Source organism: Pseudomonas cannabina (assembly GCF_900100365.1).
Taxonomy (GTDB): domain Bacteria; phylum Pseudomonadota; class Gammaproteobacteria; order Pseudomonadales; family Pseudomonadaceae; genus Aquipseudomonas; species Aquipseudomonas cannabina.
On record NZ_FNKU01000001.1, the window covers coordinates 465126 to 481055 of the forward strand.

At 60.0% G+C, this 15930-nt stretch carries 9 protein-coding genes; 6 read left to right on the forward strand and 3 right to left on the reverse strand.

From position 1 onward, the window contains the following. Positions 1–78 precede the first annotated feature (78 nt). The gene (locus tag BLT55_RS02230) at positions 79–1362 is read left to right on the forward strand and encodes an EAL domain-containing response regulator (protein ID WP_074801261.1); all 1284 of its coding nucleotides are present in this window, start codon (positions 79–81) and stop codon (positions 1360–1362) included. A 186-nt stretch (positions 1363–1548) separates the two neighbouring features. Beyond that, the gene (locus BLT55_RS02235; RefSeq protein WP_055000437.1) at positions 1549–1845 is read left to right on the forward strand and encodes a DUF3509 domain-containing protein; all 297 of its coding nucleotides are present in this window, start codon (positions 1549–1551) and stop codon (positions 1843–1845) included. A 125-nt stretch (positions 1846–1970) separates the two neighbouring features. On the opposite strand, the gene BLT55_RS02240 is transcribed toward BLT55_RS02235, so the two are convergent. Beyond that, positions 1971–2810, reverse strand: a complete 840-nt coding sequence (locus BLT55_RS02240) for a TIGR02285 family protein (protein ID WP_375233518.1) — start codon at positions 2808–2810, stop codon at positions 1971–1973. A gap of 349 nt (positions 2811–3159) precedes the next feature. Between BLT55_RS02240 and BLT55_RS02245 the strand changes: the two genes are divergently transcribed. The 3 genes from BLT55_RS02245 (at position 3160) to BLT55_RS02255 (ending at position 6697) form a co-directional block, all read left to right on the forward strand. Next, positions 3160–3702: a YaeQ family protein gene (locus BLT55_RS02245; RefSeq protein WP_007250100.1), complete on the forward strand. Its 543-nt coding sequence runs from the start codon at positions 3160–3162 to the stop codon at positions 3700–3702. Positions 3703–3760: 58 nt separating this feature from the next. Continuing rightward, the gene (gene recJ / locus BLT55_RS02250) at positions 3761–5476 is read left to right on the forward strand and encodes a single-stranded-DNA-specific exonuclease RecJ (protein ID WP_055000435.1); all 1716 of its coding nucleotides are present in this window, start codon (positions 3761–3763) and stop codon (positions 5474–5476) included. 114 nt (positions 5477–5590) lie between these two features. Next, the gene (locus BLT55_RS02255) at positions 5591–6697 is read left to right on the forward strand and encodes an NADH:flavin oxidoreductase/NADH oxidase (RefSeq protein WP_055000434.1); all 1107 of its coding nucleotides are present in this window, start codon (positions 5591–5593) and stop codon (positions 6695–6697) included. Between the two features lie 60 nt (positions 6698–6757). On the opposite strand, the gene BLT55_RS02260 is transcribed toward BLT55_RS02255, so the two are convergent. Then, positions 6758–8845, reverse strand: a complete 2088-nt coding sequence (locus tag BLT55_RS02260; protein WP_055000443.1) for a hybrid sensor histidine kinase/response regulator — start codon at positions 8843–8845, stop codon at positions 6758–6760. Positions 8846–9141: 296 nt separating this feature from the next. Between BLT55_RS02260 and BLT55_RS02265 the strand changes: the two genes are divergently transcribed. Continuing rightward, positions 9142–9882: a tellurite resistance TerB family protein gene (locus BLT55_RS02265; protein WP_055000433.1), complete on the forward strand. Its 741-nt coding sequence runs from the start codon at positions 9142–9144 to the stop codon at positions 9880–9882. Positions 9883–9935: 53 nt separating this feature from the next. On the opposite strand, the gene BLT55_RS02270 is transcribed toward BLT55_RS02265, so the two are convergent. Next, a complete protein-coding gene (locus BLT55_RS02270; protein WP_055000432.1) occupies positions 9936–15896 on the reverse strand; it encodes an NEL domain-containing protein in 5961 nt (1986 codons plus the stop codon). Between the last annotated feature and the right edge of the window lie 34 nt (positions 15897–15930).

Consider the following 15930-nt stretch of genomic DNA (forward strand, 5'->3'; position numbering starts at 1 on the left):
CCTGTGGGGCGCGGCCGCCGGATTGACTAGACTAAGGGTTCCTCCGGGCAAGACGGCCGGATTTCGGCAGGCATGACAGTGCATTCACTCAAGGTTCTGATTCTCGAAGACCATCCCTTTCAGTTGATGGCGCTGCACCAGATGCTCAATGCCAATCAGGTGTTCGACGTGCTGGCGGCAGAAAGCGTGGCGGTGGCGAAACAGCCGTTGGAAAGCCGGGGGCCGGTCGATATTGCCATCTGCGATTTGCAGATGGACGGCCCGGATGGCCTCGAAATGATTCGTTTCCTGGCTGAAAACGCGCAGGCGAAAGCGCTGATCATTCTCAGCAGTTCCGCCACCTGTGTGCTGGAGGGCGTCGCGCAATTGGCGCTTGCTCGGGGGCTGCACGTGTTGGGGTATTTGCAGAAACCTGCGTCGGCCGCGGCGTTGTGCGAGCTGCTTGAGACTTACAGCCCCGGTGAATCCGATACGGCGCTGCAGTCCTCGGGGCATCATCTGTTCAGCGCGCTGTCGGCCTCGGAGCTTTTTCAGCCGACAGGCAGCAGGCCTGCCGATATCGCGTCAGTGGCCGAGCAGTGGGTGGCGCACTTTCAGCCCAAGGTCAGCCTGCGTGGCGAGGTGCTGGGAGTCGAGGCGCTGGTTCGCTGGCAACACCCGTTGCATGGTCTCCTGGCCCCCGGTCGCTTCATCGCGACCATTGAAGCGCAAGGCTTGACGGTCCCGCTGACCTGGCGTGTGCTTGACCAGGCATTGCAGTTATCTGCGCAGGTCCTGCGCGAGCAAGGCGAGGCGCTTTCGGTCGCGGTCAATATCGACCCGCAGGTGCTTCAACAGGCAGATTTTTTCGAACAGATCACGCAAGCGCTGGCGCGTTATGGCGTACCGGCACATGCGCTGACGCTGGAAGTGCTCGAGCAGGATGCCGCCCGGCCTGAAACCTGGCAACTGGAGGGGCTTCTGCGGCTGTGCATGCAGGGCTGCAAGTTGTCGATCGATGACTTCGGCATGGGCGCATCGAATGTCGACCGACTGCTGCAGCTCCCTTTCAGCGAACTGAAAATACCCACCGAGTTTGTGCGTGGCATGGCCGAGGATGCGCGCAAGTCGGCGGTGGTGGCCGGCGCGATGCTGATGGCACAACGGTTGTCCATGTCGGTGGTGGTTGAAGGTGTGGAAACCGCCGACGACTTTCGTTGCCTGCTGGCGTTGGGTGATCCTGCCATTCAGGGCTATTTCATTGCCCGGCCAATGGCCGCAGCAGACCTGTTGCACTGGATTGCAGAGCGGGACGACAGCTGCTTGCAAGACGTGTTGGCCGAGGCGAGGGCTCAGGACCGCTTGTTTCCTGAAAACCAATAAACAACGCGGTGTTGTCTGCCGGCGACTGACCTCGACAGGCGGCGGTTTTTTCCCTGTCACATTCAGCAGGCATGCTCGAATTCACAGACCGGTGCTGCGACCCGGCAGGAATAGAAAGAACTTTCTGCTCGTGCCGACGGTCACTGGTAAGCACCTTTGCATTCAAACTGTTGAGTGGTGATCCGGATGGAAAATGTCAGCTTACTGCTAAGCGAAGCGCTGGCTCCTTATCAGGCCAGTATTGGCCCGGCGGGGTCCCGAGGCGAGCGTCTGGTTACCCTGAAAGACACTACCGGTGCCCGTGTGATCGAGCGTACGTTCTGCGCCGATCAATTGAACGACAAGCGTCAGCTCACAGACGTTGTCGATGGCCTGCGACGTGATTTGATGGTGGCAGAAGGGCGAATAGAGCCTTGTGTCATTGCTGCGATGCGTAACGCCGCGATCAGTCGCGCGTTCGTGAGTGCTCCTGCTTTTTCCTGATGCTGCCTGACAGCTGCGCCACGCTCGATCATTGCGGTTTGGTGATCGTGGGCTGGCGCAGCGACCACAACGGTCATGCCGTACCCAGAGCAGGCAGCTCTGCGCGGGGTTTCCATTCCGCGTTCTCAGTCCTTCTGGAACAACGCCCTGACTTCTTCCAGATAGCCCGCTCGCTGTGACGGGTCAAGCCATTGCGCGTAAAAGCCCATCAGACTGTCGACCCGCAGCACACGCATTTCCTGATCGATCTTCGCGATGGCCTGCTCGCCTGCCGGGGATTTGCTGCAACTGATGTAGATGAATTGGTACGTAGGGTTGCCTTTGATGGGCAGAAAGCTCAATTCTTCGGGGGCAATACCTTGCTGCATCGCCTGATAACGAGCTTCGGGCCAGAAGCCAATGAAGGCTTGCAAGCGTCCCAGACGCTCCATCTGCAGCAGGCTGCCAACGGCGTCGTTGCCGTAATGCTCTACGAGCGAACCTTCGTCCACAGTTTTCAGAATCTCATCGATCAGCACGCCGTAGCTGCGTTCGGCAACCACACCGAGTTTGATGGTGTGGCTGGCCATCAGCGCCGCGAAGTCGATTTTTCCATCGTCGATAAAGGCGGAAAATTTGGCCAGATCTTCCTTGCGCACGACCAGACCGCTGCTCAGTATGGCAACGATAGGGATGGAGAACAGGATGGTTTTGGCGCGTTCTGCAGTCCACAACATGGTCGGGTCACAACTGAGTTCCGTGCTGTCGTTGAGCATTTGCAGCCCTCTGGCACGATTGACCCGCACCAGCACGTGATTGTATTCAGGCATGCGCGCCGTCAGCAGCGGCATCAACTGATCGATTGCGCCTTGCCCGCGCAGGTTTCCCGAGAAGATCGTCGAAGGCGGTATGTCGCGCAGCAGCCAGGTCAGCGTTTCTCTGGCTTCGCTGAAACAGGACATGGCGACCAGCGACGAGGCGAGCAGCAGCCGAATCGTCACGCAGTACGAGGCAGGAAAGGACATTCGCTGGTGTCATCCTCGATAAGGGGTTGCACAATCAGGAGTGATGGGTGGCAGGTCTTTGAGTGAGGCAGCATCTGCCGCGTCACATACAGACTGCCCACGGCGATCGGAAACCGACATCCTGCGGCGCTGCGTAGCAGTCTTGAAAAATCAATCTGTATCAGGGTTTTGTTTCAGACTATCGATTTTTTCGTCTCCCGCAAATCACCGCAAGCCTGTACCGTGCAGATCACATTCGCGAGCAAGTTAGTTCGCAGCCCCGGCATCGGTTAGACTTGCCGTCTTCCCTCCAGACTCTAGAAGCCCGTTCATGGCCCAGCCGTCCACGACCTACAAATTCGAACTCAACCTCACCGACCTCGATCGCGGGGTTTACGAGAGCGTCAAGCAGACCATCGCCCGGCATCCGTCCGAAACCGAAGAGCGCATGACCGTGCGTCTGCTGGCCTATGCCTTCTGGTACAACGAGCAGCTGGCGTTCGGCCGCGGTCTGTCTGATGTAGACGAGCCGGCGCTGTGGGAAAAAAGTCTGGATGATCGTGTGCTGCACTGGATCGAAGTCGGTCAGCCGGACGCGGATCGTCTGACCTGGTGCTCGCGGCGTACCGAGCGCACCAGTCTGCTCGCCTACGGCAGCTTGCGCGTCTGGGAAGGCAAAGTCATCCCGGCGATCAAGAATCTGAAAAACGTCAATATTGCTGCGGTGCCGCAGGAAATACTGGAAGTGCTGGCCAAAGACATGCCGCGCGTCATCAAATGGGACGTGATGATCAGCGAAGGCACAATCTTCGTCACCGACGACCGCGGCCAGCACGAAGTGCAGTTGCAGTGGCTGGCGGGTGAACGTGGCTGACACCAGCCTGCATTGAGCATTCTTCTGAAAAACACGCCAAAGAGATCAGCTGACCCGCATGCGCATTGAACCCCGTCCGTTGCCTGACACCCTGCCTTTCCTCGGCGACCTGCCGCCCTTGCTCACTCGCCTGTACGCAGCCAGGGGCGTGGCCAGTGAGGCTGAACTGGACAAGAGTCTGGCGCGCCTGATCCCGTATCAGCAGCTCAAGGGTATCGATGCTGCTGTGGAGCTGCTGGTAACGGCTTTGCGTGAAGATCAGCGCATGCTGATCGTCGGTGACTTCGATGCCGACGGCGCGACCGCCAGCACGGTCGGCGTCCTGGGCCTTCGCCTGATGGGCGCGTCGCATGTCGATTATCTGGTGCCCAATCGCTTCGAGTACGGCTACGGTCTGACCCCGGAAATCGTCGAAGTGGCGTTGCAACGCGAACCGCAGTTGCTGATCACCGTGGACAACGGCATTTCCAGCGTCGAGGGCGTGGCAGCGGCCAAGGCGGCGGGCCTGCAAGTGCTGGTGACCGACCACCACTTGCCCGGTTCAGAGCTTCCAGCGGCGGATGCCATCGTCAACCCCAACCAGCCCGGTTGCAGCTTTCCGAGCAAATCGCTGGCCGGTGTCGGGGTGATCTTTTACGTGCTGATGGCCTTGCGTGCCCGGCTGCGCGAAGTCGGCTGGTTCGACAATAATCAGCGCGTTCAGCCCAATCTGGGCGAGCTGCTGGATCTGGTTGCGCTGGGCAGCGTGGCGGATGTTGTGCCGCTGGACGCCAACAATCGCATTCTGGTGCATCAGGGCCTGATGCGTATTCGCGCCAGTCGGGCCCGGCCGGGCTTGCGTGCGATTCTGGAAGTCGCCCGGCGCGAACCGGCGCGCATCACCTCCACTGATTTGGGGTTCATTCTTGGCCCGCGCCTGAATGCGGCGGGGCGTCTGGATGACATGAGCCTGGGCATCGAATGCCTGCTTTGCGACGATCCTGTGCTGGCACGAGAAATGGCCGTGCAGCTCGACGAGCTGAATCAGGACCGCAAGTCCATCGAGCAAGGCATGCAGCGTGAGGCGCTGGCCCAGCTCAAGGATCTGCCGCTGGAGTCCATGCCATTCGGCTTGTGCCTGTTCGATGCCGAGTGGCATCAGGGCGTGATCGGCATTCTGGCGTCGCGTCTCAAGGAACGTTACCACCGCCCGACCATCGCTTTCGCCAGCGCCGGGGAGGGCGTGCTCAAAGGCTCGGCCCGTTCGGTGCCGGGGTTTCATATCCGAGATGCTCTGGACGCTGTGGCGGCACGCCATCCGCAGATGATCAGCAAGTTCGGCGGCCACGCCATGGCTGCCGGCCTGTCGCTGCCGGAAGAAAACTACCCGGCCTTTGCCGACGCGTTCGATCTGGAAGTACGCCGGCAGCTCGACGAGCAGGATTTGACCGGGCGTCTGCTGTCGGATGGCTCGCTGGCCGTCGAAGAATTTCATCTTGAACTGGCCCGCGCGTTGCGCAACGCCGGTCCGTGGGGCCAGCATTTTCCTGAGCCGCTGTTTCATGGCGTGTTCCAGCTGGTCGAGCAACGTGTGGTGGGCGAGCGCCATTTGAAGATGGTACTCAAGACCGAATGCGGCAGCGTCAAACTGGATGGCATCGCCTTCAGCGTCGACCGCGACGTCTGGCCCAACCCCAACATCCGTTGGGTCGAGCTAGCGTACAAGCTTGATCTGAACGAGTTTCGCGGCAACGAAACCGTGCAGTTGATGGTGGTCCACCTCGCGCCACGCTGAAAATCAGCAGGAACCCCTCTCGCCGCCGGGTTGTCGACACTTTACGGTCCACTGGAATCGGTTCTGTGAATGAACCGGGTCCGGACAACTGAATTGTCACTACGAGAGGTTGCCATGAGTCTGCTGCTTGAACCCTACACACTGCGCCAATTGACCCTTCGCAATCGCATCGCCGTTTCGCCGATGTGCCAGTATTCCAGCGTCGACGGACTGGCCAACGACTGGCACCTTGTACACTTGGGCAGCCGCGCCGTCGGCGGTGCCGGGCTGGTCATCAGCGAAGCGATGGCGGTCACCCCGGACGGCCGCATCACGCCCGAAGACCTCGGCCTTTGGAACGACGAACAGATCGAGCCGCTGCAACGCATCACGCGCTTCATCAATACGCAAGGTGCAGTGGCGGGCATTCAACTGGCCCACGCCGGTCGCAAGGCCAGCACCTGGCGACCATGGCTGGGCAAGCATGGCAGTGTGCCTTTGACTGAAGGCGGCTGGACCCCGGTCGGGCCTTCGGCGATTGCTTTCGATCCGCAGCACACCGCACCGCTGCAACTCAGCGAAACGCAGATTCAGGAACTGATCAAGGCCTTCGTCGACTCCGCACGACGCGCATTGACCGCAGGTTTCAAAGTGGTCGAAATCCACGCTGCGCATGGTTACCTGCTGCATCAATTTCTGTCGCCATTGAGCAATCAGCGCACCGACCAGTACGGCGGATCGTTCGAAAACCGGATTCGCCTGACCCTGCAAGTGACCGAAGCGGTCCGTGCTGTATGGCCGCAAGAGCTGCCGCTGTTCGTTCGCGTATCGGCCACCGACTGGGTGGAAGACGGCTGGAATGCCGAGGAAACGGTCGAGTTGGCCCGGCGCCTGAAAGCATTAGGCACCGACCTGATCGATGTGTCCTCCGGTGGCACGTCAGCGAACGCGGAAATCCCGGTCGGCCCTGGCTATCAGACGCGTTTCGCCGAACAAGTGCGCAAAGAGGCGGATATTGCCACCGGTACGGTGGGCATGATCACCGATCCGGCGCAGGCAGAGCACATTCTGCGTACCGGTCAGGCCGATATCATTCTGCTCGCCCGCGAGCTGCTGCGTGATCCGTACTGGCCACTGCGTGCTGATGAAGATCTGGGCGGCCGCCAGGCGACCTGGCCTGCACAGTATCAACGAGCTACGCATCGGGACCAACCGATCCACGAGTCGGATTTGCGCGACTGACCACTGGTTTCGGGGCGGGTCGAAGCATCCTGAACCGGGCGCCGCCAAGCGCTCGGTTTTTTATTCGTCCTCCAGCAGCTCTGTCACGCGGCTGATCAGCTCGGCAATGGCAAACGGCTTTGGCAGTACATGCATGCCTGGTTCCAGCGTGTCGTGAGCCAGCACCGCGTTTTCAGCGTAGCCGGTCACAAACAGGACTTTCAAGTCCGGGCGCACATCCCGTGCCGCGTCGGCCACCTGTCGCCCGTTCATGCCACCGGGCAAGCCGACATCGGTAATCAGCAGATCGATAGCGGCCTTGGATTGCAGGATGGCCAGTGCATCACTGCCTTTTTCCGCCTGCAACACGACATGGCCCAGGTCTTCGAGCAATTCGGCAATCAGCAGCCGCACAGCAGGTTCGTCATCGACGACCAGGATGGTTTCATCGCCGGTGCCTGGCGCCGGCACCTGGAGTTCGCCGCTGTCCAGCACCAAGGCTTCAGCCTCACCCTCATGCATCGGTAAAAGAATGCAGATTTTTGCGCCTTCTCCGACGTCCGAGACGATGTTTACGGCGCCGCCCGACTGGCGTGCAAAGCCGTAGATCATCGACAGGCCAAGGCCGGTGCCCATGCCGGTGGGTTTGGTGGTGAAGAACGGGTCGAAGACGCGGCCGATGATGTCCTTGCCCATACCGGTGCCGGTGTCGCTGACAGACAGTTCGACGTAGCGCCCGGCAGGCAAGCCGAATCGGGCCGCCGCTGTGGCAGTCAGCGTGCGATTGGCCGTCTGAATCAACAAGCGCCCTCCATCGGGCATGGCGTCCTTGGCATTGAGACACAGGTTGAGCAGCGAGTTTTCCAGTTGATGCGGGTCAACCAGCGTCGACCACAGGCCGTGCGACGCTATCACCTGCATGTCGATGGCGGGGCCAACGGTGCGCCTGATCAGCTCGTCCATGCCCGCCACCAGATGATCGATGTCGGTCGCTTTGGGGGCCAGCGTCTGGCGTCGCGAGAAGGCCAGCAGGCGGTGCGTCAACGAAGCCGCGCGCCGCGAGCCTTCCAGTGCTGCGTTGATGTAACGTTCCAGTTCGGTAAAGCGCTCCTGCCTGATTCGTGACAGCAGCAGCTCCATGTTGCCGGTGATGCCCATCAGCAGGTTATTGAAGTCATGTGCCAGGCCACCGGTCAGTTGCCCGACCGCTTCCATTTTCTGTGACTGAATCAATGTCTCCTCGGCAACGCGCAAGGCTTCGATGCGCTGCTTTTCATGGTTCAGGTGCTTGCCCAGCGCGAAGATGATTCCGTTGCCGGGCGCTGCGGTCCAGCCGTACCAGTGATACGTCCCGTCGACATGCTGATAGCGGTTTTCAAACAGTGGCAAGACGTGACTGACCGCGTGTTTCAACGCGTTCTGCGTGTTACCGACGTCATCCGGATGCAGCAGGGTCATGATCGAACTACCTAGCAACTCCTGCTGTGTGCGGCCGAGAATGGCCGTCCAGGCCGGGTTGACCCGCAGGAACATACCGTTGAAATCAAGTATTGCCAGCGGGTCGGGCGACAGCTCCCAGAAGGTGTCCAGTTCGAGGGTGCGTTGCTCCAGCGTGGCCGTCTGGCGTTTTTCCAGACTGACCAGCCTGTCGATCAGTTCCAGACGTTGCCGCTCATTGTCCAGCAGCGCTTGCTGGTTGAGGACGTGCTGGGTGGTTTCGTTGGTGATGCAAAACATGCCGACGGTCGCGCCATGTTCATCGATCACTGGCGAGAACGAGAAAGACCACCAGGTCTGCTCGGTTTCGCCGTAACGCGCCATGCGCAGCGGCATGTTCTGGTGGTGACAGGCTTTGCCCGCCAAGGCATCGATGACCAGCGGGGCGACCTGGTCCCAGACGTCCGCCCACAGGTCGGTTACCCGTGCACCGATCGCCTCATTCTTGCGCGGACCGAGAATGGGGGTGTAGGCGTCGTTGTGAAAAAATATCAGGTCCGGCCCCCAGAGCAGGTACATCGACTCTGGTGAGTTCAGGATCAGATTGAGAGTGTTTTTCAGCGACGCTGGCCAACGCTCGATCGATCCGAGCGATGTTCGATTCCAGTCCTTTGATCGAATAGTTTCTGCCGCCTTGCTGTCGCCTGCCGGAAAACCATTAGGGGATATCACTTCGGCACGCTCCTCGCGGGCTGTATCTTGATGCAAGGCATTCAAATGAAGATGCTTACGTTTAAAATCGATCCGAATGCGTGTCAGTGCGCATTTTCGTTATGCCGGTCTTCTTTCATTGACCGTCCATGACCGGCAGGGGTTGCACGCGTTTCAATCGATATCAGGCACGAGGGGATGAATGGCGGTCCGTTGCATCCGTAACATCCCGAAGCACACCGCTGACCAGCGGCAGGTGATTTCTCTGCAAACTGCGGGTCAATGAATCATCTGACAACCGCAATCGGAGGTTTCCTGTGAATACGCGTGGTTTACTCGATCAACTGCTCAAGTCCGGGCAAAGCCTGTTACAGGACAAGGCCTACAATAAATCCGGCAAGTCCTCGAGCGGCGATTCGCTGATGAACGGCTTGGGCAGCCTGCTGGGCGGTAAGGGTAATGGCGCCAGTCAGAGCGGCCTGGGCAGCCTGATATCCGGCGCGGGCGGCGGTGCATTGGCCGCCGGAGCCATGGGGCTGCTCAAGGGCAAACGCTCCCGGGGTATGGGCGGCAAGGTTCTGACCTACGGCGGTCTTGCGGCGCTGGGTGTGCTGGCTTACAAGGCTTACAACAATTGGCAGGCCAGTCAGGGCGTGACCGGCCAGCGTGAACCGCAGACCATCGACCGTTTGCCCGAGGCCGAAGCCGAGCAGCACAGTCAGGCCATCTTGCGGGCACTGGTTGCCGCAGCGAAAGCGGATGGTCATGTCGATGAGCGCGAGCGTGAATTGATCGAGGGCGAGTTCAGCAAGTTGAGTTCCGATCAGGAACTGCAGCACTGGCTGCAGGCCGAGCTGAACAAACCGCTGGACCCCGCCGAAGTGGCCCGGACGGCGACCACCCCGGAAATGGCTGCAGAAATGTATATCGCCAGCGTGATGCTGGTGGATCAGGAGCACTTCATGGAGCGCGCGTACCTGGATGAACTGGCCCGTCAGTTGAAACTCGACCCTGGCCTCAAGGCCGAGCTGGAAGGGCAGGTCAGGGACGCTCAGTAAGCCGCCACTGCGGGTCGCCTGATGCCGACACAGGTGTCAGACGACCCGTTTTATCAACGTTGTTCCAGCCCTTCGGCGTTGGTCAGCTCTCTGATCAGCGTTGCTTGCTGATCCTTGAAGCGTGCTTCGAACTCCCGGATCCGTGCTTCGTATTCCGGGCTGTCCAGATTGATATTGCGTTGCTCGAACTCATCGGTCAGTTGTGTCAGATCGGTTCGGTACACACGTTCGAGTGCGTCAAACCGGCCAGAATGGGCTTCCCGCAGATAACTGACCCAATAATCCTGCTGTGCAGCAAAACTCAGGAACGGTTCACCTTGTTCGCCTGTTTGCACGCGCAGAAGGGCGGTGTCCAGCTCTCCTGGCCGAAGGGCCGCGTGGGCTTCGAAAAGCATTCCCCCTGGAGGTACTGGCAATTCCAGTGCGCTTGCCCAATGCGTACGGTACGCCAGGCGGACTTCGGCTTCGTCTCGGTTTCCGGCCTGTTCGCGGGCTGCAGCGTCCAGTTCGGACAAGCGATAAAGTTGCGTCGTCAGCCGATAAAGCGCAGCACCGCGTCGCTCGGGCACCACGTCCTGCACGGTCTGACGAGTGAACACCAGTATTTCTATCTGGTTGAACTCCAGCAGAACACCATCCAGACAGGTAATGTTATCGCGGAGCAGCCTGACCGGTTCTTCGGCAATCGCGTTCAGTGTCATGCGTAACTGCGGATCCTGATTCACCGCTGCCAGTACGCGCCAGACGCGCTCCTGAAACGCTGCTCGATTGGCGGTATGGCGATAATCAGCGCTGTGGCGCAGCGAACTGATCAGCTCCAACAGGTCGTCGGCATGCTCTCCGGCTTCCAGTTGCTCCCATAACTGTCGGCGCTCGCCGCTAAACGGGTTGGCATCGTCCAGCCATGGCTCGACAGTGACCGAATCCGGCGTGGAGGCGCGACTTCCGTCGGATAAGTAGTCTGAAATCGAGTCATCAGCGTCGGCGTTTTCTCTCCATTCCTGCGCAAGCTCAGGCGACACATCCATGTCAAAGGTGTAGGCATGCCCGTAACGTTCTGACATCCGTGCACGGCGCATGGTCTCTTCGGAGAGCGGATTGTCCATTAGGCTGATTTCCGTGTGTGACTGACTGTCCGGATTGGCAAGAACGTTTTCCGGCAGTTCGTGGATCAGATTACTTTCAAGCAGCAGCGTCGTGAGTTGCCCTGGAACAAGGTCATCCAGCAAGGCGGGCCATTCGCTCATCTCGACATTGTTCAGCGATAACCAGGTCAGTCCAGTATTCCGCAGGCCTGACAGGCTGTTGATGGCGCCCAGCCGGTTGTTTTCCAGTTCCAGTCGTTCCAGCCTCGGCAGGCGACTGAGGAAATCAATGTGCTGCTGATCGAGCAACAGCCCTTGGTCGTTGAGGCTAAGCGATCGCAATGCTCTGAGCTCCAGCAGGGCTGGTGGCAGTGGGTCTAATGGTGTGACATGGCCATTCATTTCCAGCGAGCTGAGTTCAGTCATGGGGCGCAGTAGCTGATCGAGATCCGCTGCCGTTCCTGTCATTCGGTTCAGTTGCAAGTGACGCACCTGGCGATAGAAAAACTCCGGCAGGTTACGAGGGAAGTCGACCAGTGCGATGTCGGCAAAACGCAGCGGGTTGTGAATCTGCCCCAGGCTGAAGGTTCGCCAGTGATTGATCAGCACCGCGCCGATCTGACGGCGTGCCGCGATGGTCTGCTCACTCTGAATGGACGACGAACTGGAGGCATTGCTCCATTCATCGAGCGCTGTTATCAGTTCGGCGCCCTGTCGCAATTGCAGGTTCACGGCGGCCTGCACAGCAAGCGGAGTGTCCATGACAAAACGGAAGCAGCTGCCGGATACGGACTCATTGATGCGTGCATGAATCGCGGAGTGCCGGGAAAGGCTGTTGCCGCGTAAATCGATCAGGGTCTGATTGCCTGTGCTGGGCGGGTTGTCGAGAATCCAGCCCGGCAGCTCCGTCAGATTGTTGTGTGCCACCGAGAGTTCGCGGATGTTGTTCGGGATCATGTCGGTCAGCCAGTTAGGCCAGCGATGCATGCCCACCCGCTCCAGCACCAGTCGGTCCAGATGCAGCCATTCCAGATTCATGGGCATCATGCTGACCACTCGATTGCCGCTGAGGTCCAGCGTCCGGAGGTTGGGCATGCTGCGCAAGTGGTTCATCTGCATCTGGTCCAGAAAGATGCCCTGGTTGATCAGCCCCAGTTCGTAGAGCTGGGGCAGCATGTTGGACACCCACTGCGGCAGGTTGAGAAAGACCGACGATTGCGGATCGAGTCCGGCGCTGGTCTCGCTGATCAGGTGCAGTGATCGTGCATTAGGGAAACGTTGCAGGAAGTGCCCCAGCTCGAACGTGTTGGTTAACTGACGAGGCAGATTCACGTCAACCGGCTGTGCAACCGCAGCGCCTGGGTACAGCCGGGGTTCGATCGAGATGTTTTCCAGATGCAGTCCGGTGACCCGTGCATAAACAAAGTCTGGCAGGTAGCGAGGGAAATCGGTCAGGGACACGTACTGCAGGCGCAGCGGTTCGAAGGTGCGTCCGATCTCAGGCAGATTGTTGAGACGCCAGTGGCTCCAGATCGCCTCGCTGATGCGCTCTCGGCTGTCGATGTGCGTCTGACTCATGGGCGACATTGCGATGACTTCATCGGTCCAGGCAGTCAGGCTCGCCCGCAGATCCAGCTGTTCTCCCAATAGTGTGTTGAGTCGCTGGTCGATTTCCCGGTTGTTCCAGCCGGTCTGCCGCAGGCGGCTGAGAATGTCCTCCGGAAACGCGTCCTCCAGCTCCAGTATGCGGATCTTGTCCAGCAGGCTTTCGTCGGTCACGTGCCAGTCGACCTCGCCGCGACCGCTCAGCGGGTAACCCAGGCGGCCGTCGGCCAGACGCATGGGCGATCGGGAGCCGGGCTTGATGGCCTGCATGTTCAGCAAGGGCGCAAGATCCTGGCGCGGCAGGGGATTGTTCTGGACCAGCGCCGCCAGCGCTTGGCCCTGACCGGTATGAGGGAAGCCCAACTGGTTGCGCTCGGCATCCGGCAACGCGTGGAGTACGGACGAATACAGATCATCCAGGCCATGCAGATGGTGGTCGTCGGCGTCACGGGCCTCGTAACGGTTGCCGTCTTTGATGAGCACCTTGCGAATCGGCGCATCCTGCGGCCCGATGCTGTCGATCAGCGGGCCACCGAAAAAGCGATTGTGCACTTCGAGCCTGACCTGCGACGGCCACTGCGGCAACGCTTCAAGGCTGTGCAGCGCCAGGCAATCGGTGTCGGCGCTGGCTACCGATGTCAGATAAAGCCCTTCATAGGCCCGCGCCAATCGTATGTGCTGCAGATACACGCTGGCTTCTTCGGCGATGCGTAACGGTACGCGGCGCTCCGTGATCAATTGCGCCCGCTCCACTGGCGTTGCGTGGCCGACCAGTTCCTGCACAACTGCGGGTGGCAGCCCGGGAAATGCGTTCTGAAGGGTTTGGGCGCCGTCTGCATCGGCAACGTTCAAGGCGCGGTAACGTGACTCGAACAGCCAGGCCCGGGTCGCCTTGGCACGCGCCGTCAATGTCGCCCGCAGCGTGGTCAGCCGCGCCGAAACACTTGGCTGGCCTGCGCCGAACTCTTCGTCGAGCAGGGTGCGGATCTCGAGATTGCTCAGTTTCTCCAGCGCCTGGCGCAGGGCATCAGGCTGGTCGACACGAATCGTGATGAGGCTGTCACGGGTTACGGTTTCGTGCGCCGGGGGGAAGGTCTGAAGTGTGTTGCCTTCTGCATCTACCAGCGTCAGCGCCCGGTTGCCCGGCCAGCGATGATCCTGGCTCAACAGTTCGAGTTGCACTGCGGCTGAGGCATTCGGGTCGTTGGCTGCCATCTGCCCGATAAACCGGTCGATTTCCTGGTCCAGCCGGAACCGCTGGGCGCTGTCCTCGAGCAGGGCGGGCGGGCGCACCTGATCTGCCAGCGCCTGGCGCATCGCGGCTTCAGAGGTGTTGCTGACGTTCAGCAGGTGCCGGGCTGTGGTGTCGGAAAACGCCTCGCTGGAGTAACCCAGGCGGCGGAACAGCGTCAGGCCCTCCATATCCAGCGGCTGATCCAGCTCGTGCAGCCACGCACCGGCGCCATTGTGCCGCAAGGCGGGCTGGTAGCTGTCCGCTCGGGTCGGGTGTTCCATCCGGTAGCCATCGCCGGTCTTGCCGGGTTTGACGGAATAGAGTCGGCCCTCAATAGGCAGCCATTGCTTGCCTTGCCATGTGTACAGGCCTGCGGCGTCGGGCTGCAGACTGGCTGGCAGTACGATGTCATGTGCGAAAGGCGTCAGGTCGGGTTTCCACAAACGTGTCGTGCCGTCCTGCAACTCGACGAGTTTGAGATCGCGGGCGAACTCGGGCACGTGCAGGGCAGGAATGCCTGCGCCGCCGGCCGTCGCAGCGCCGAGGGCCGACATCAGGGCAATGTTTTCCACCACATCGAACAGATAGGTGAGCGCTTGCTGTTTCTCGTCTTTCGCCCAGCATTCCACGCCTTCGTAGACTTCATGAATCAGCTGGACGGCAGTCACCGCCAGCATCAGTTCACCCAATACCGGGACGACGAAGCTCGCAATGTTCAAGACGTCGAGGGCCTTGCTCTTGAAATATTGCACGCGTTCGTCGAAGGTCTTTTGATCCTCATCCGCTGTCGGCACCCCCTGAAACAAGGCGTCGTCACGCAGTACTGCCTGTTTGCGATCGTACAGCTCGTCCAGCAACGGGCCGTTCAGCGGGGTTTCTCGCAGGTGCATACGGGCGTTGCGGTCTTCTTCGCGCTCCAGCCACTGACGCTCGAAAATACCGCCTTTCATGACTTTGGGATGCAGGCGTTCGAACAGTTGCGCCAGCACTGCATTTCGGTGCCGCGCCGGGATGAAGCGCTTGAAGAAGTTCAGATACCCTTTGACGAACATGCGGTCGCGCAGCGAGTTTATGAAGACCGCGACCGAGGCGTATTCCTTCAGCGGTGCGATAGGGTCTTCGGGTATATAGACAACAATTTTTTCCAGCCCGGTTGCCGTGTCCCGATCCTTGCCGATCACAAACAGCCCATTCAGCTCGACATCCCCCAGACACAGTACGCTGCAATTGACCGGCCTGTTATCGAGTCGCACGTCTTTTCGGCCATCGAGAACCTGCAGCAGCGCAGTCTGTAAGGGTTCGCTGACCAGCCCTTGAAGCGTGGCGATCTGCAATTGCAGCCTGATGGCGGAGGACTCCAGTTGCATGAAGTCGTTGCGCAGTCTCGATGCCGCCGCGCCGGGCGTTTCTTCGGGCGTTGAAGGTGTACTGAACACGGATTTGAGATGCGCCTGATACCTGCCGCCCAGGTCCAGTTCGCGGCACAGCGCTGCGAACGCCGTGGGGACAATCGGTACGGATTTGCCGCCAATGTAATTGCCAATGACTTCGAAAGACGAAAACACTTCGGCCTTGATGCCCGCGTCCGAGTCCATGGCGCCTGAGGCGGTTTCCCAGGCCTCGAAGTTCTGCAGGGCTGCGGCGAGCAAGGTCTGGTTGGCGGCTTTCAGCGCTGTATTCGCTTGCGCTATCGGGTCTCTTGAGGCTGTCTCGAACGACGGGTCGACCGTGGCGTGACTGGCATGAAACAGCCAGGTATTGCCTACGTCGATGTCCAGCTTGAAGCGCTCTTTGATGGCCGCTGTCAGCAAGGGTTTTGCGAAGTCTTCCAGCGTCGACAGGCGATCCAGTGTCGGGCCGACTGCTTGCTCGTTGCGGCGGTGCTCGGCGTACAGCCGTTGCAGCTCGTCTAGCTGCGCGGGGCTGGACGTGCGGGCGTCCTTCAGCCATTGCGGCGCATGCCCGGAGAATTTGCGCAGGCTCGCATGAACGGCCGGTCCGGCTTGAAGCAGCCAATCGGGAGTCTTGTTTTTTATGTGGTGCACATGAGAGTTTGTCGGAGCGCTGTCCGGCAGTAATGAGTCGAGCATAGAAGTGCCTGATTGTGAATGAAGAGGCGACGAA